This is a genomic window from Pseudomonas sp. GW821-FHT12A04, from assembly GCF_058807755.1.
In genome coordinates, this window is the sequence record NZ_JBXAQZ010000001.1 from 244,309 (window position 1) to 261,956 (window position 17,648).

Consider the following 17,648-nt stretch of genomic DNA (forward strand, 5'->3'; position numbering starts at 1 on the left):
GGTTTGGCTCATACGGTGAAGACCGGCACGGGGTTGCACCAGCGATCCTTGTATTCACGGTCGGCGCGACCGAAGGAAAAGCGCAACGGTTTGTCCTGCGCCCGGGCATGCTCCCAGGCGCTTTGCGTATTGATGAAGCTCAATACGCTACCGGGGCTGAATTCGCGGGTTTCGGGATCAACGCCGCCGTTGATGTACTCGACGCTGATCCATTCCGGTGCTTCGACGCGGTACACCAGTTGAATCGCAATCGGCGCATCGTTGAGGAAGATCACCGAACCGATCAGCAACTCGCGCAGCAGTTCGAGGACTTCGGCCATGCGCGCAGCGCCGGTAGCCGGGAACCCCCAACGACGCTGGAACAGATCACAGTAGATCGCCGCCAATTCAGCGCTGGAAAATTCGCCGACCGGACGCACCACACCGCCCGCCTCTTCCAGCAGACGCAATTCGCGGCGCTGGTTGTAGCGAAACTTCTTCGACAGCTCTTCCGGGGTACGGGCCATGGCCAGTTGTTCTGTCTGCAACTTCATGCCGCTGAAGCGGGTTTCGTTGAGTGCCGACAAGTAGCGTGCACGATGGCGCAGAGGGGCCTGAACATCAGCGGCGGCCGGCAAAATCAGCTCGGCATTGCCGAGATCGAACAGGCCTTTTTTGCCGTTGCGCTTGAGCACATCCTTGGACAGCGCCACATCGCGGCCCCAGGTCGGGATCGCGGCCTTGACTTCGCCCTGTTGCTCCCAGGCCAGGTATCGCACCGGGATGCCGGCAAGATCCGCCAGACGTTCCACCACCAGAGGGTGAGTCGCGACGCTTCCGCCAAATTGCTGCCAGGCTTTTGCGTAGGTAGAGGCGTCAACGGGCGACCAGCCACGTTCGCGCCAGCCTTGAAGTCGGTTGAGCATCAGCCCCTCGGTGCCAGATCGGTAACTTGCGGCAGACGCCAGAAGGTGTCGCGCACCGCACGGTCGGAGAAACGCTCACGCAAGCGTTCGAGCATCATCTCGGCGCATTGACGGCGCTGTTGATCATCCATACCCGCCAAATGTTGCAGGCCTTGTGCAAGGTGTTCAGCATCGCTGAGCGGGAACAGAATGCCCACGCCTTCGACCACTTCCTTCGCCCCGCCACACGCTGTGGCGAGCAAGGGTACGCCAGCGGCCATTGCCTCCAGCAGCACCATGCCGAACGGTTCGTGATCGGAACTCAGGGCAAATACATCAAAGGCGCGGAAATAATTGCGCGCGTCCGGCACCTGACCGAGGAACAGCACCCGATCACCGATACCCAGCTCCCGAGCCAGCTCCTTGAGATCCTGCTCCAGACGCCCCTTGCCGAGAATCACCAGTTGGCTGTTACCCGGAAGCCCCGGCAACGCCGCAGCAAAACCGTGCAGCAGAGTAGCCTGATCCTTGTCCGGGTGCAGTCGGCCAACGTTGCCGACAATCCACGCATCAGCCGAGAGACCGAGGGTTTCCCGAGCTTCGCGAGCGGAAACCTGACTGGCTTGCAGCGCAGGCACGTCAATGCGGTTGTAAAGGGTTTGAATACGCGTCGCCGGCCACTTCGGCAGGCATTGGCGCATGTCGTCGCGCACCGCATCGGACACCCCGAGCAGGCTCAGACGCTTGCGGAAAATATGCGCGAACAGCTTGCGCGTGCCGCGTTTGTAATCGTCAAACGCGTGGTGCACGCCAATCACCGGCAACGAAGTGCCGAGCAAGGCGATGTAGATCGGCTTGAAGCGATGGGCGATGCAGAAACTGAAGTTGCGCGACGCGGCGATCTTGCGCAGATCGCCGATGGCACCCAGCTTCAGGCCACGAATGGCCTTGGAGCTGTATTCCATGAACAACACTTCATCGGAAGCACACGCTGCGGCCACCTCGCTATCGGCAGCCCCGGTCAGAAAGACCGTGGTCACCCGATAACCGGTGCCCGCGAACAGGCTGGCGTACTGCCGTGCGCAGTCCAGGAACGGCCCGTCATAGCCGTGGCAGAACTGCAGCACATGGCGTTCAGCCGAGCGAGTCATAAGCGTTTGCGCCCTCTTTGACCACCAGGATGTCTTCCATGATCAGGTACTGCAGATCCGAGCCGAAGAACATATTCAGCGCATCGGTCGGCGAGCAGATCATCGGTTCGCCGCGACGGTTGAGCGAAGTGTTGAGCGACACGCCGTTGCCGGTGAGCACTTCCAGCGCTTTCATCATGTCGTAGTAGCGCGGGTTGTATTCGCGCTTGAGCACTTGGGCGCGGGAGGTGCCGTCTTCGTGGACGACTTCCGGCACGCGGGTTTTCCACTCTTCAGCCACTTCGAAGGTGAAGGTCATGAACGGAGCCGGGTGATCGATCTTGATCATCTGCGGCGCCACAGTGTCGAGCATCGACGGGCAGAAAGGCCTCCAGCGCTCGCGGAACTTGATCTGGTGGTTGATGCGGTCGGCCACGCCCGGCACGCTTGGGCAACCGATGATCGAACGCCCGCCCAGTGCACGCGGACCGAACTCCATGCGGCCCTGGAACCAGGCCACCGGGTTGCCATCGACCATGATTTTGGCGATCTGCTCCGGCATGTTGTCGAGCTTGCGCCACGTCGGCTTGTTGGCGTGACGGGCGCAGGCTGCGATCACGTCTTCGTTGCTGTACGACGGGCCGAGGTAGACGTGTTCCATCTTCTCGACCGGCACGCCGCGGGCGTGGGACACATAGGCTGCCGCGCCGACTGCGGTACCGGCATCGCCGGACGCCGGCTGTACGAACAGCTCTTTGACGTCGTCGCGGGCGATGATTTTCTGGTTCAGCTTGACGTTCAACGCACAGCCACCGGCATAGGCCAGTTTGCCGGTTTCCTTGAGCACGTCGCCCAGGTAATGGTCGATCATCTGCAGCGCAATCTTTTCGAACAGCGCTTGAATGCTGGCGGCGTAGTGGATGTAAGGCTCGTCGGCGATGTCGCCTTCGCGCTTTGGACCCAGCCACTCGATCAGCTTCGGCGAGAAGTAGTAACCCTTGCCCTTTTCTTTGTAGCGACGCAGGCCGATGACGTTGGCGTAGTCGGTGTTGATCACCAGTTCGCCGTTTTCGAACGAAGCCAGGCGCGAGAAATCATATTTGCTGGCGTCGCCGTACGGCGCCATGCCCATGACCTTGAACTCACCGTCGAGCATATCGAAACCGAGGAACTCGGTGATCGCGCCATACAGGCCGCCGAGGGAGTCCGGATCGAAGAATTCCTTGATCTTGTGGATCTTGCCATTTTCGCCATAACCGAAGAAGGTCGTGGCGTACTCGCCCTTGCCGTCGATGCCCAGGATCGCGGTTTTCTCTTTGAAACCGGAACAGTGATAAGCGCTGGAGGCGTGGGCAAGGTGGTGCTCGACCGGCTCGATCTTGATCTTCTTCGGATCAAAACCCAGCTGCTCCAGGCACCAGACGATCTTGTTGCGATAGCGCTTGTAGCGACGATTGCCCATCAGGATCGCGTCGAGTGCACGGTCCGGGGCGTACCAGTAACGCTTGGCGTACTGCCAGCGGGCCTTGCCGAACAGACTGATCGGTGCGAATGGGATCGCGACCACGTCAACGTCGGACGGCTTGATACCGGCCTGTTCCAGGCAGAATTTCGCCGATTCGTAGGGCATGCGGTTCTTTGCATGTTTATCGCGTACGAAGCGCTCCTCTTCAGCCGCCGCGACCAGCTTGCCGTCGATATACAGGGCTGCGGAAGGATCATGGCTAAGGGCGCCGGACAGGCCAAGAATCGTCAATGCCACAGGGGTCTAGCCTCTTTAGTCTGCATGCAGGCGCAAGCGCCTCAAAAATTAATGTGCCCTCGCAATGAGCGAGAGACAGCTAAAGGGCGGGATTATAGCGTAAAAGCGGCGGCAAACCTCTAGCAGCAAGCGGCATGCAACCACGGCCGGGACCTCACGGCATTTTTTATCCGCGCGCAGGCCGCCAATAGATGGAGATACTGCCGTCCACGCTTTGCCGGTAAATCGTGTACGGCAAGACAACGGTATCCAGCGCGCCAGACACGGCCAGGTCCACCAATACGAGCGGCACAAGGACACCCGTAGGGTCTGGCGGTGCATTCAAGACACAGAAGTCGTAGGCGAGGCCGCTGTAGACCCGTGGAATGGATTGGCAATAGGTCTTTTGCCGACGCAGCCCCTGCGCGGCTTGGGCTTCATCCTGCAGGACGGTGGCGGCGGTCCCGCAACCCGTTAGCGACACTGATAAAACACCCGCTGAAACTGCCATTTTGATCGTCACTGCCTGCCCTCCGAGAACGTCAGGCAAACTAGCATCCGGGCGATTTGGGCCACAGTTCATGACTTCCCAAGATCGCGTAGGACGGTTCACAAGAACTTGTCTGCTTTCCCGGTTGGCAGTACCGGCCTCATCGCGAGCAAGCTCGCTCCCACAGTGGTTCTCGGTCGCACACAAAATATGTGCCCGACAAAGATTCAGTGTGGGAGCGAGCTTGCTCGCGGTAGCGGTTTAAGCCGCGCTGGAGATGTCCTTGGGAAGACGCTGATCGATGACCTGATAAAGGGCACTGCCTTCAGGCCAATTGCGCATGAACCGCGCGCGATCCCTTGCATACGCCGGGGAGAAACTGCCGAGGGAGCCGTGCTGGCACATCGAATCGAGGTCGATCAACGCCCAGCGACCCTGCTGCCAGAACAGGTTATGCCCCTTGAAGTCGCCATGGCTGATGCGTAGACGAATCAACTCGGCGAACAGATGATCCAGTGCCGCCAGCTCGGCTTCCGGCGCATCACCACGCTCCACATACGGCGCAAAACGCTCGATGATGTCCGGCCCCGGCAGGTACTCGGTGATCAGGTAAGCCCGGCTACGCAGCCACAGGAAACGCTTTTCCAGCAACGCCAGCGGCTTGGGCGTGGCAATCCCGAGGAACGCCAGGCGGTTGCCTTCGCGCCATGAATGCCAGGCTCGGCTCGGACGCCAGAAGCGCTTGAGCCAGTGGGCAAAACCCTTGATGTTGTAGCGCTTGATCACCAGCGTGCGGCCATCCACCTCGACCTTGCCGACGCTCGCCGCACCGCCGGTCTTGTACAGGTGCCCCTGATCGAGCAAGGCATCGGCCTGCTCCAGTACAGGCACCATCGACGGCACTTCCTCGCGGCGAATCGCCCGTAACCCGAAGGCTCCGCGCTGGACGCTGAACAGCGTGCACTCGCGGCCGACCTTGATCAGGAAGTCCTTGAGGCGCCAACTGCGGACCTTGTCGATCTGCTTCTGCAACGCCTCCATGGGTAAGGCGTGTTCGCCGTTGCTAAGCAGGTAATACACCAGCAACTCTTCAATGAAGGGTTCAATCGACTTCGGCAACTGGGCGAAGAACACCCCGAGGTTTTCCAGGACCTTCTGCCGGGACAGCGGCTGGCCAGGTGTCTCGCAGCAGATACCTGCGCCATCGATCAGGTACAGGCGACCGCCCTGGCGCAGCAAATTGTCCAGGTGCAGGTCTTCCTGCCACAGGCCCTTGCGATGCATCTGGCCGATCGCGCCCAACGCCTCGGCCAGCACCGCCCCTTGCCCATCGGACAGTACGGGCTGCTGCTCCACCTGTTTCCAGGTGTCGCCCAGGCTTTCGGCATGCTCAAGGAAATCAAACAGCAGCCAGCCACCCTCGCCGTCCTTCAGGCCATCGGCCAACAGCTGCGGCGTGGTCAGCCCCTGGGCAGAGAGCAGGCGCACGCCATCCAGTTCGCGCTGAAAATGCCGTGCAGCCTTGCTGCCGACCAGCAATTTGGCCAACACCGGCCGGCCACGCCAGACGCCGGCACCGACATAACGCTGCCCCGGCAACACCCGCAACAGGCTCAGCAGTTGCAGCTCGGCAGGGCCGGCGGCGTCGGCCAGCGAAATGCTCAGCGGCAAAACGGGATTGCGGCCTGCGGTCTTCAGTTCGGATAAACGCATCAGCGCGGCCTCTTTTGGCTGCGCCGCGCAGTCAATCGCTGCAGCCAGCTATCGATCAGCGAGCTGTCCTGCGGCTGATCCAGATAGGCGGCCAGCAATTGCCGCAGTTGCGACTCGCCCCACTCGGGCGCACGGCGCGTCAGCGGCTCCAGGTCCTTGATTCGGTCACGCTGCCCGTACAGCAGCGGCCGGGTCTTTTCCAGGTCGATCAATTGAGCCTGATAGCCGTTGCCGGTGGCGCGCATGAAAATGTGCTTGGGATAGAAGCACCCATGCACCTGGCGTGCGGCGTGCAGCTGCCGGGCCAGTTCGCCACTGGCCTTGAGGATTTCCGAGTGCTGCTCAGGGCTCAATTGAGTCCAGCGCTGCAACAGCGAGTCGAGGTCGTCCCAACCGTCCAGCGCACGGGTCAGCAGGATCGCGCGGACCTCGCCATTGACCTTGCGCTCCCCGTAGAACACCGCTTCGAGCGCCGGAATGCCCATCTTCCGGTAACGGGAGATGTTGCGAAACTCGCGAGCGAAACTCGGCTCGCCGAACGGTGCGCGCAAGGTGCGGGTCAGGTAGTTGCTTTGACGCTTGAGGTAGAAACCATGACCTTCCAGGTCCAGCCGAAACACGCTGCTCCAGCCGCCGCCACCGGTGTTGGGTTCGTCCACCGCATCGAGCTGTTTGGTCCAGAGTGCCTCGAACGTGCCGAGGCCATGGCGCTCAAGCAGCGCACGGTCTTCAGCGGCCAGAAAGTCAGTCATTCGCGTCCCTCGAAAAATCTCACCACGTGCCGGATGCGTTTTTTGTCCGCAGCGTTGAGCCGGGTCCGGTTGCGGTATTGCAGGTAAAAGCGCAGGCGCTGTGTAGCCGACAATTGATATTTGGCGACCTTGTCCAGGCACGCCAGATCCTTGGTAATACGGTACTTGAGCCAGAAACCGCGCCAGAAATCGCCGTTGGGGCAATCGATCAAAAACACTCGAGCCTGATCGTCGATCAGTAGGTTGCGCCACTTCAAATCATTATGGGTGAAGCGGTGGTCGTGCATGGTCCGGGTGTATTGGGCCAGCTGACGACTGACGGTATCGACCCAGGCGCGGTCCGACAGCTTCGGGTCGTGGCGCTCGGCCAGTGCCGACAAGTCCTCGGTACCCGGCAGCTCCCGGGTAATCATCGCGCCGCGAGCGTAGGCCGCACCGCGCCGCTCCAGCCCCCAGGCCACCACTTCGGCAGTGGGGATACCCCACTTGGCAAAGCGCTTGAGGTTCTGCCATTCCATCTTCACCCGAGGCTTGCCCAGGTAACGCCGCAAGCCTTTGCCGGCGCCCACATACCGTTTGACGTAATAGTTGACGCCATTGCGCTCGACACGGATGACCTCCGAGAGCGCGTCACGGGTCAAACGCTCGCCTTGCAGCGCAAACACAGCCTCAAGGCTGCCGAAGTCATCGGCCAGCTCGCTGTAGGCCGGTTCCAGCTTCCAACCCGACATCAGAGCGCATCCCCGTATCGCTGTTTACGCTCGTAGAGCTTGTTGGCCTTGCCGTCGAGCCATGCCAGCAAAGCTGCCTCTTCACACAGGATCTGTCGTAGCGGTAGCTGGAAATAGCCTTTGAGGAAACGCAGCTTGTCGCGGCGGGTCAGGCCGATGTCCAGCGCGGAAAAGTACAGGGCAGCCAGGTCCTTGTTGCGCCAGCGCAAGGTGATCGCCGGGCGGGTCTGGGCACGGTGCAAGTCGATCACCGAAAGCTTGAAGTCGTCGGCGGTCACCGGTTTGTCGGTGTGCAGCAGGAAATGGCAGATGTAGCAGTCGCGGTGGTTGACCCCGGCGCGGTGCATCATGCCGGTCATGCGCGCGACTTCGGCGACCAGTGCGCGCTTGAGTTTTGGCTCCGGTGGCTGCCGGGTCCAGTTGATGCTGAAATCTTCCAGGCTGACCGTTGGCGCCAGCTCTTCGGTGACGATGAACGAATGTTGATCGGCCGGGTTACGGCCCTTCTCGCCATATGCGACAGCGGTCATGGTCGGCACGCCCACTTCCTGCAGGCGCTGAATCGCCTTCCACTCCTGACCGGCACCCAGTACAGGAAGCTTGGCCGTCAGCAGGTTCTTGAATATTTCGCCCCAGCCGATGCCACGGTGGATTTTCACGAAAAACCCGTTGCCGTCGACTTCCGTGCGTAATGTCCGGCGTGCTTCCAGCTCGCGGTACACCTCGCCCTTGAGCCCCTCGACTTCGGCGAACGGGTCGCGTCCGGCCCAGAGGCTCTTGAACGGTTCAGCCAGCATCAACTTCATTTAAGCGTGCTCCGCCAGAATCACATCCGCCGCGTGCTGCGGCATGCTGTAGAGGTCGGCCGTTTCGGCGAAGGCCAGACCATTGCGGCTCCAGGCCGCCCTTGCTTGAGCGTCGTTCAACATGCCGGTCAGGTACTGCGTCAGCTGTGCCTGATCGAACGGTTCGTCCAGCACCAGGCCAGCATCGGCCTCGGCGATGTAATGGGCGTAACCGCACACCGCGCTCACCAGCACCGGCAAGCCGGCCACCAGGGCTTCGAGCAGCACGGTGCCGGTATTTTCGTTGTACGCCGGGTGGATCAACAGATCGGCACCCAACAGGAAACGCGGAATGTCACTGCGCCCTTTGAGGAACGTGACGTTGTCACCCAGCCCCAAGGTCGCGCTCTGCATCTGGAATAACTTGGGGTCATCCTGGCCAATTACAAACAGCCGGGTGCGCTTCTTAAGATCAGCGGGCAATGCCGCCAACGCCTTGAGGCTGCGATCGACGCCCTTGGTCTTGAACCCGGAGCCGATCTGCACCAGCAGCAGTTCGTCGTCCTTGAGATTGAATTCAGCGCGGAACCCGGCACGAATTTCATCGGCATCGGCCGGCCGACGACGATCCTGGGCGATACCCGGTGGCAGCAGGTGAAAGCGCTCCAGCGGCGTGTCGTAATGCTTGATGAACAGCGGTTGCTGGACCTCGGAAATCATCAGCACTTCGGTCTTCGCCTCTTTGGCAAACACCGCCCGCTCGTATTCGGCGAAGTGGCGATAGCGGCCCCAACGGCGATACAGCGAGTTACGCAGGTTCTGCGCCTTGTCTTCGAAACAGCCGTCGGCGGCGTAGTAGACGTCCAGGCCCGGCATCTTGTTGAAGCCGATCAGGCGGTCGACCGGGCGCTTGGCCAAGTCCGCTTCCATCCATTCGCTGAGCTTTTCGTTGCGCCGATGGTTGAAGAACGCCTTGACCGGCGCCACCAGCACTTCGAAACCCGGCGGTACGTCGCCTTCCCAAATCAGCGTGTAGACGCGAATCTGATGGCCGCGCTTCTGGCACTCCAGGGCGATTCGCATGAAATCGCGCTGCAAGCCGCCAAATGGAAAATACTTGTACAAGACAAATGCCAATTGCATCAGCGCAGCTCCTCAGCCATTAACAACGTGCTCAGTCGGCTCGCGACACGCTCGGGATTCAGACGCGTGAAGCACAACGGCCACTCGCGTTTCAGGTCAAACTGACGGGCATCTTCAGCCGTCGGTTGATAAGTGCATTTCTTTTGCAGGCACGGCGCACAAGGGAAGTCGCTGGCCAGGTGAATCTGCACCTTGCCATAGGCGCCGGTCAGGCCCGGATTGGTCGGGCCGAACAGCGACAGCGTCGGCACATCCAGCGCGGCGGCCAGATGACCCAGGCCGGTGTCCACCGCCACGCAGGCTTGCGCGCCCGCCAGTACCTTGCCGACACCGGCCAGGTTCAGTTTGGGCAACACCTCGGCGTGTTTGAAACCGGCTGCGATGCGCTCGGCCCGGGCTTTCTCCAGCGCATTGCCCCACGGCAGTTTCACCCCTACGCCCAGGTAGCCGACCCGCTCGGTCAGCTCACGCCAATAGGCTTCGGGCCAGTGCTTGGTGTCCCAGGTGGTGCCGTGCAGAAACACCACGTACGGATTCTTGCGCGGCAATTCCACCAGGCGCTCGATATTCAGGCCGTAGTCGCCCAAGCCTTTGGGCAAGTCATAACCCAACGCGATGGCGAACAACTGACGCACTCGCTCCACCGCGTGCTGCCCACGGGCAACGGCCAGGCGTCGATCGTAAAAGCGCGCAGCGATGGGTTCGCGTGCAGAGTTTTTATCGAGGCCGGCCACCGGCGCCTTGACGTAACGGGTCAGCCAGGCGCTTTTCAGCAGGCCCTGAGCGTCGATCACCAAGTCATATTTCGTGGCGCGAACGCTTTGCTTGAAGCGCTTCCACTCACCGCTCTTGATGGTCTGCCAGATGTTTTTGCGCCAGCGACGTATCGCCACCGGAATCACCTTGCCCACCGCCGGATGCCAGGTCGGGATCTCGGCAAAGCCTTCTTCCACCACCCAGTCGAATTTGATGCCGGGGATCGCCCGCGCCGCGTCGGTCAACGCCGGCAACGCATGAATGACGTCGCCCAGCGAAGAAGTCTTGATCAACAGAACCCGCAAGCTATTTGACCTCGACCGGAGTGCCTTGCAACCGCTGCAGGGCTTCGTTCACCGCTTGCGGCATGAGTTGGCGCAAGCAGTTGTAATGGCCGAAACGGCAGGTGCGGTCGAAGCATGGACTGCACTCGATGCCCAGGCGAACGACTTCGACGTGCTCGGCCAACGGTGGCGTGAAACCTGGCGACGTCGAGCCGTAGACCGCCACCAATGGGCGATTCAGGGCGGCGGCAACGTGCATCAGGCCGGAGTCGTTGGACACCACCGCATCGGCGCAGGACATCAGGTCGATGGCTTCGGCCAGCGAGGTGCCGCCGCTGAGGTTGACCGATTCTTCACGCAGGCCGGGAATCAGCCGCGCGCGGATGTCTTCGCCCACGGCGTGGTCGTTTTTCGAACCGAACAGCCAGACTTGCCAGCCTTCGCGGATCTTCGCTTCGGCAACCTTGGCGTAATGCTCGGACGGCCAACGCTTGGACTCACCAAACTCGGCGCCGGGGCACAGGGCCAACACCGGGCGGTCGAGGGTCAGGCCGAACTTGGCAAGCGCCGCTTCGCGGGTAACCGGGTCGATCTGCAGGCTCGGACGTGGATACGGCTTTGGCAACTCAAAGCCCGGCTCATAAGCCAGGGCCATGAAGCGCTCAATCATCAGCGGATAACGATCCTTGTCCAGCGTGCGCACGTCATTGAGCAGGCCATAGCGAAACTCGCCACGCCAGCCGGTGCGCTTCGGGATGCCGGCAAAGAACGGCACCAGCGCCGACTTCAGGGAATTGGGTAACAGGATCGCCTGGTCGTACTGGCCAGCCAGGGATTTGCCGATGCGCCGACGCGTTGCCAGTTCCAGGACACCGTGACCGAGCGGAAAGCTCAAGGCCTGGCGAACTTCGGGCATGCGTTCAAGAATCGGCCGGCTCCACTCGGGGGCCAGCACGTCGATTTCGCATTGCGGGTGGCGTTGTTTCAGACACTGGAAAAGTGTCTGCGCCATCACCATGTCACCGACCCAACTGGGCCCAACGATCAGAATTTTCATGTGGTTTCCATAAACGAACCGGGGAGGCCTACGCCTCCCCGCCTCGAAAATTCTACAGAACAACGCAAATCTACTGTAGGAGCGAGCTTGCTCGCGATGAACCTGAGAACTCCGCGGGGTGTCAGGCTTGCCGCGTTATCGTTAACGACCATCGCGAGCAAGCTCGCTCCTACAGGGAATATTGGCGTATCAAATATCCCGTTTCAGCTTAGCCCCAGCTCACGCCAGATCCGCATGACCTGCCGCCGTTCGTCCGCGAACTGATCGCCCGGAATCACCCCGGGGTCCTTCTGCAAGGCCTGCCGGTGGGCGGCGGAACGGTACGCTTTATACGCTTCACGCAACAGGCTGGCATCTTCGACGGGCATCAACCCTTCATGCTCCAACTCTTCCAGAATGCGGATGTTGTCCGTCCAGCGTAGCAATGGCGGGTGTGTTTCGGACCACGCCAGGGCCGCGTATTGCACCATAAATTCAATATCGACGATACCTCCGGCGTCCTGCTTGATATCGAACGGCGCCGTGGCTTCGAAGGCATTTGCCCCGGTGCCGGCCGCGGTGCTCTTGCTGCCGAGGTTATCGCGCATCTTGGCACGCATCTCGCTGACTTCCTGGCGCAGGGTCGGCAGATCACGTGTTTTGCCCAATATCGTGGCACGGACTTTCTCGAAGGCCTGGCCGACATCCTGACTGCCCACCAACACCCGCGCGCGCACCAATGCCTGATGCTCCCAGGTCCAGGCCTCGTTTTCCTGATAGCGGGCAAACGCACCCAGGGAACTCACCAGCAAGCCCGACACGCCGGACGGTCGCAGACGCATGTCCACTTCATACAACTGCCCGGAGTTGGTCTGCGCCGTCAGCAAGTGAATGATCCGCTGCCCCAATCGGGTGAAAAATTGCGCGCCATCGATGGGTTTGGCTCCATCGGTTTCAGTTTGTGGATCGCCATCGTGGATGAACACCAGGTCCAGGTCCGAACCATGCCCGAGTTCCAGGCCGCCGACTTTCCCATAACCGACAATGATGAAGCCGGGATCGCACAAGGTGCCATCGGTGCGCAGCGGCGTGCCGTACTTGGCCACGGTTTGCCGCCAGGCCAGTGCCAGCACTTGCTCCAGGATCGCCTCGGCGAGCCAGGTCAGGTAATCGCTGACTTTCATCAGCGGCAGGCTGCCGGCGATTTCCGAGGCGGCCACTCGCAAGCGGTGCGCCAGCTTGAAATGGCGCAGAGCTTCCATTTGCTGTTCGAGGTCGTCCTCGGGAATCCGTGTCAGGCGCTCGCGCAACTCTGCCGCCAGTTCTGGCGCCAGTGGCGGCTTGAACAGCCGGCCTTCGTTGAGCAATTCGTCGAGCAGCAGCGGGAAGCGGGTGATTTGCTCGGCGATCCAAGGGCTCGCCGCGCACAGCGTCAGCAAACGCCGCAACGCACTGGGGTTCTCGGTCAACAGCACCAGGTACGCGGAACGACGGGCCACGGCTTCGACCAGCGGCAGCACCCGTTCCAGTACCAGATCCGGATTGTCATGTTCCACGGCCTGTGCCAGCAAACGCGGAATAAAAGCATCGAGACGTTCGCGACCCAGACGCTGCATCGCCCTCAATTGCGGGCTGCCGCGCAAGCCAGCCAGGGCTTTCAAGGCTTTTGGGGCATCCTTGAAACCACCCTCTTCCAGTTGACGGCAGGCGGCCTCATCGTCCTGGGCCTCTTCCCACAGCGGCAACCACTCACCGCCGACCACCACTTCGCTTTCGGCGCCCTGCTCTTCATCGGGATCGGCGATCACCTGCCCGAAGTGCCAGGCCACTCGGCCGCGCCAATACATCAGTTGTTCGTGGAACGCCGTCCAGTTCGCGAAGCCCAGCATAAAGGCAATGCGCGCCTGATCCTGCTCGCCATCGGGCAACATTTGCGTCTGGCGATCGGCAATCGCCTGAATCGCGTGTTCGGTGTAACGCAGGAATTCGTAACCTTCACGCAGCTCGCTGATCACGTTCGGCGGCAGGTACCCCTGACCTTCCAGCGTGCTCAGCACCTTTAATAGTGGGCGCTGCTGCAAGCTCAGATCGCGGCCGCCGTGGATCAACTGGAACGCCTGGGCAATAAACTCGACTTCGCGAATACCGCCGGAACCGAGCTTGATGTTGTCGGCCATGCCCTTGCGCCGCACTTCCTGCTGGATCAGCTGCTTCATGGTGCGCAGCGCTTCGATGGCGGAAAAGTCGAGGTAACGCCGGTAAACGAATGGCCGCAGCATCTCTTGCAGTTGCGCGCCGGCCACTTGATCCCCGGCCACCACCCGCGACTTGATCATCGCGTAGCGTTCCCAGTCGCGCCCCTGGTCCTGGTAATACTGCTCCAGCGCGTTGAAGCTCAGCACCAGCGCGCCCGCCGAACCGTAAGGGCGCAAACGCATGTCGACGCGAAATACAAAGCCGTCGACGGTCATCGGGTCCAGGGCCTTGATCAGCCGCTGGCCCAGACGGATGAAGAACTCCTGGTTATCCAGCGGGCGTTTGGCGCCAACTGTTTCGCCACCCTCGGGATAGGCAAATATCAGGTCGATGTCCGATGACAGGTTCAGCTCCACGGCACCGAGCTTGCCCATGCCGAGAATGACCATCTGCTGCGGCTCGCCGCTGCGCCGCCCGGTCGGCACGCCGAACTGCTGGCAATGCCGCACGTACAACCATTGATAGGCCTGATCGATGCTGGCATCGGCCATGTCCGAAAGGTCGCGGCAGGTCTGGATCAAATCGGCCTGGCGGGTCAGGTCGCGCCAGATGATCCGCACCTGATGGCGTGCACGCTGGCGGCGCAAGGCGCGGCCAAGCTGATCATCGGTCTCGGCCACGTTCGCGGCGGCCGCGATCTGCCCGCACAACTCACCGGGAGCGAAGCCGCGGTCCAGTTCGCCGGACTGCACCAGCCCCAGCAACATCAAAGGGTCACGAACACACTGTTCAATCACGAAATCGCTGGCGGCGGTGACGCGGGAAAATTGCGCCCAGCGTTCCGGCGTCCAGGCGGACAGCCCGTGGTCATCGTCCAGAGCGGCGACGGCAGCCCGGAACGACTGCTCGGCACGGGTGACAAACGGCAGGAGAATGGCGGGCAGTTCGGCAAGCGAGGGGAGGCTCATGGTCTATCCTTGATCGGCGTGCAACGGGCTGCATGTAGTGGTTTTCGAAAACCCACTACCTGAGGGAGTGTCGAACAAAAGTTAGAAATAGCTGAAATTTCTTTTATTTTGGCAGCCAGCATCAAGCTTTTACCTTTTGTAGTTGGAAAAAGACCAACCTTAACGATTATTCTCACAACGCAGCCGGGGGCCACAAGCCGCTCTTCTGTAGTTTTACTACTCGTATATACATTAGACGGGCTGAAATGCCGGATGATTTGTAGTAAAACTACACGCCGCCGGAACAACCTGTCGGCAATCCAAGAATTCATAACGTCTGCCCACAAGGCCAGTCGCTAACTCAGGCAACCGATTCTGGTAGCCTTTCCGCCCTGGAGCAAGCCATGCAAGACCTCGATCCCGTCGAAACCCAGGAATGGCTGGACGCCCTGGAATCGGTTCTCGACAAAGAAGGCGAAGACCGTGCTCACTATTTGATGACCCGTATGGGTGAACTGGCGACCCGCAGCGGTTCGCAGTTGCCTTACGCCATCACCACGCCTTACCGCAACACCATCCCGGTAACCCACGAAGCACGCATGCCTGGCGACCTGTTCATGGAACGCCGCATTCGCTCGCTGGTACGCTGGAACGCGATGGCCATGGTAATGCGTACGAACCTGAAGGATTCTGACCTCGGCGGTCACATCTCCAGCTTCGCCTCCAGTGCGACCCTGTATGACATCGGCTTCAACTACTTCTTCCAGGCCCCGACCGAAGAACACGGCGGCGACCTGATCTACTTCCAGGGCCACACCTCCCCAGGCGTTTACGCCCGCGCATTCATGGAAGGCCGCATCACCGAAGACCAGATGAACAACTTCCGCCAGGAAGTCGACGGTCAGGGCCTGTCGTCCTACCCGCACCCTTGGCTGATGCCTGACTTCTGGCAGTTCCCGACCGTATCCATGGGTCTGGGCCCGATCCAGGCGATCTACCAGGCACGCTTCATGAAGTACCTGGAGCACCGTGGTTTCATCCAGCCAGGCAAACAGAAAGTCTGGTGCTTCCTGGGCGACGGCGAGTGCGACGAGCCGGAATCCCTGGGCGCTATCTCCCTGGCCGGCCGCGAGAAGCTGGACAACCTGATCTTCGTCATCAACTGCAACCTGCAGCGCCTCGACGGCCCGGTTCGCGGCAACGGCAAGATCATTCAGGAACTCGAAGGCGTGTTCCGCGGTGCTCAGTGGAACGTGACCAAAGTCATCTGGGGCCGTTTCTGGGACCCACTGCTGGCCAAGGACGTCGACGGCATCCTGCAACGCCGCATGGACGAAGTCATCGACGGCGAGTACCAGAACTACAAAGCCAAAGACGGCGCGTTCGTACGTGAACACTTCTTCAACACGCCAGAACTCAAGGCGATGGTCGAAGATCTGTCCGACGACGAGATCTGGAAACTCAACCGTGGCGGCCACGACCCGTACAAGGTCTACGCGGCGTACCACGAAGCGGTCAACCACAAAGAACAACCGACCGTCATCCTGGCCAAGACCATCAAGGGTTATGGCACCGGTGCCGGCGAAGCGAAGAACACTGCGCACAACACCAAGAAAGTCGACGTCGACAGCCTGAAGTTGTTCCGCGACCGCTTCGACATCCCGGTCAAGGACGATGAACTGGAAAACCTGCCATTCTTCAAACCGGAAGAAGGCAGCGCCGAAGCCCGTTACCTGAGCGAGCGCCGTACCGCACTGGGCGGCTTCGTACCTCAGCGTCGCGCCAAGAGCTTCAACATCCCGACCCCGCCACTGGAAACCCTCAAGGCGATCCTGGACGGCTCGGGCGACCGCGAAATCTCCACCACCATGGCCTTCGTGCGGATCCTCGCGCAACTGGTCAAGGACAAGGAAATCGGTCCACGCATCGTACCGATCATCCCGGACGAAGCCCGTACCTTCGGTATGGAAGGCATGTTCCGTCAGCTGGGCATCTACTCCTCCGTCGGCCAGCTCTACGAGCCAGTCGATAAAGACCAGGTGATGTTCTACAAGGAAGACCAGAAGGGCCAGATCCTCGAAGAAGGCATCAACGAAGCGGGCGCCATGAGCTCCTTCATCGCTGCCGGTACTTCGTACTCCAGCCACAACCAGCCGATGCTGCCGTTCTACATCTTCTACTCGATGTTCGGCTTCCAGCGTATCGGCGACCTGGCCTGGGCCGCTGGCGACAGCCGCACCCGTGGCTTCCTGATTGGCGGCACCGCCGGCCGTACCACCCTGAACGGTGAAGGCCTGCAACACGAAGACGGTCACAGCCACCTGCTGGCCGCGACCATCCCGAACTGCCGCACCTACGATCCAACCTACGGCTACGAGCTGGCGGTGATCATTCAGGACGGCATGAAGAAGATGACCGAAGAGCAACAGGACGTCTTCTACTACATCACCGTGATGAACGAGTCGTACCAGCAGCCAGCCATGCCGGCCGGTGCCGAAGAAGGCATCAAGAAAGGCATGTACCTGCTCGAAGAAGACAACCGCGAAGCGGCGCACCACGTTCAGCTGATGGGCTCCGGCACCATCCTGCGTGAAGTCCGTGAAGCAGCGAAGATCCTGCGTGAACAGTTCAACGTCGGCGCCGACGTGTGGAGCGTTACCAGCTTCAACGAACTGCGTCGCGACGGCCTGGCCGTTGAGCGCACCAACCGTCTGCACCCTGGCCAGAAGCCTAAGCTGAGCTATGTGGAAGAGTGCCTGAACGGCCGTCAAGGTCCGGTCATTGCCTCTACCGACTACATGAAACTGTTCGCCGAGCAGATCCGTCAGTGGGTACCGTCCAAGGAATTCAAAGTCCTGGGCACCGACGGTTTCGGCCGCAGCGACAGCCGCAAGAAACTGCGTCATTTCTTCGAAGTCGACCGTCATTTCGTGGTGTTGGCAGCCCTGGAAGCACTGGCTGACCGTGGCGATATCGAACCTAAAGTGGTGGCTGAAGCCATCGCCAAGTTCGGGATCGACCCGGAAAAACGCAACCCACTGGACTGCTGAGGAGAGATTC

13 protein-coding genes are annotated in these 17,648 nt (G+C 60.8%); 1 reads left to right on the top strand and 12 read right to left on the bottom strand.

The features are described from left to right. Positions 1-8 precede the first annotated feature (8 nt). The 12 genes from AC1RS8_RS01035 to glnE all read right to left on the bottom strand — a co-directional run bounded on the left by AC1RS8_RS01035 (position 9) and on the right by glnE (position 14,609). Entirely contained in the window at positions 9-905 is an 897-nt protein-coding gene (locus AC1RS8_RS01035; RefSeq protein WP_340312339.1) for an antimicrobial resistance protein Mig-14, read from the bottom strand. Next, positions 905-2,035, bottom strand: a complete 1,131-nt coding sequence (locus tag AC1RS8_RS01040) for a glycosyltransferase (RefSeq protein ID WP_489339636.1) — start codon at positions 2,033-2,035, stop codon at positions 905-907. Before AC1RS8_RS01040 ends, AC1RS8_RS01035 begins: the two co-directional genes overlap by 1 nt. Continuing rightward, the gene (locus AC1RS8_RS01045; RefSeq protein WP_057712283.1) at positions 2,019-3,776 is read right to left on the bottom strand and encodes a carbamoyltransferase family protein; all 1,758 of its coding nucleotides are present in this window, start codon (positions 3,774-3,776) and stop codon (positions 2,019-2,021) included. The genes AC1RS8_RS01040 and AC1RS8_RS01045 overlap by 17 nt, the downstream gene beginning before the upstream one ends. A 166-nt stretch (positions 3,777-3,942) precedes the next feature. Further along, on the bottom strand, positions 3,943-4,278 hold the full coding sequence (locus tag AC1RS8_RS01050) for a YceK/YidQ family lipoprotein (protein ID WP_489339635.1): 336 nt from the start codon (positions 4,276-4,278) through the stop codon (positions 3,943-3,945). A gap of 228 nt (positions 4,279-4,506) precedes the next feature. Next, complete coding sequence (locus AC1RS8_RS01055) at positions 4,507-5,958, bottom strand: lipopolysaccharide kinase InaA family protein (RefSeq protein WP_489339634.1); 1,452 nt, start codon at positions 5,956-5,958, stop codon at positions 4,507-4,509. Beyond that, positions 5,958-6,710 (bottom strand): lipopolysaccharide kinase InaA family protein, encoded by a 753-nt coding sequence (locus AC1RS8_RS01060; protein ID WP_090452769.1) that lies wholly within the window; start codon positions 6,708-6,710, stop codon positions 5,958-5,960. The genes AC1RS8_RS01055 and AC1RS8_RS01060 overlap by 1 nt, the downstream gene beginning before the upstream one ends. After that, the gene (locus tag AC1RS8_RS01065) at positions 6,707-7,441 is read right to left on the bottom strand and encodes a lipopolysaccharide kinase InaA family protein (RefSeq protein ID WP_218495204.1); all 735 of its coding nucleotides are present in this window, start codon (positions 7,439-7,441) and stop codon (positions 6,707-6,709) included. The genes AC1RS8_RS01060 and AC1RS8_RS01065 overlap by 4 nt, the downstream gene beginning before the upstream one ends. Continuing rightward, positions 7,441-8,247, bottom strand: a complete 807-nt coding sequence (gene rfaP, locus AC1RS8_RS01070) for a lipopolysaccharide core heptose(I) kinase RfaP (protein ID WP_489339633.1) — start codon at positions 8,245-8,247, stop codon at positions 7,441-7,443. Before rfaP ends, AC1RS8_RS01065 begins: the two co-directional genes overlap by 1 nt. After that, positions 8,248-9,369, bottom strand: a complete 1,122-nt coding sequence (locus AC1RS8_RS01075; protein ID WP_046039743.1) for a glycosyltransferase family 4 protein — start codon at positions 9,367-9,369, stop codon at positions 8,248-8,250. Next, positions 9,369-10,430 carry a lipopolysaccharide heptosyltransferase I gene (gene waaC / locus AC1RS8_RS01080; RefSeq protein ID WP_046039742.1) on the bottom strand — a complete coding sequence of 354 codons (1,062 nt, stop codon included), beginning with the start codon at positions 10,428-10,430 and terminating at the stop codon, positions 9,369-9,371. Before waaC ends, AC1RS8_RS01075 begins: the two co-directional genes overlap by 1 nt. A 1-nt stretch (position 10,431) precedes the next feature. Further along, positions 10,432-11,466: a lipopolysaccharide heptosyltransferase II gene (gene waaF / locus AC1RS8_RS01085; RefSeq protein ID WP_489339632.1), complete on the bottom strand. Its 1,035-nt coding sequence runs from the start codon at positions 11,464-11,466 to the stop codon at positions 10,432-10,434. Positions 11,467-11,669: 203 nt separating this feature from the next. Beyond that, positions 11,670-14,609: a bifunctional [glutamate--ammonia ligase]-adenylyl-L-tyrosine phosphorylase/[glutamate--ammonia-ligase] adenylyltransferase gene (gene glnE, locus AC1RS8_RS01090; protein ID WP_493162157.1), complete on the bottom strand. Its 2,940-nt coding sequence runs from the start codon at positions 14,607-14,609 to the stop codon at positions 11,670-11,672. Between the two features lie 383 nt (positions 14,610-14,992). On the opposite strand from glnE, the gene aceE reads away from it, so the two are divergent. Continuing rightward, positions 14,993-17,638 carry a pyruvate dehydrogenase (acetyl-transferring), homodimeric type gene (gene aceE, locus AC1RS8_RS01095; protein WP_057712293.1) on the top strand — a complete coding sequence of 882 codons (2,646 nt, stop codon included), beginning with the start codon at positions 14,993-14,995 and terminating at the stop codon, positions 17,636-17,638. Positions 17,639-17,648: the final 10 nt, after the last annotated feature.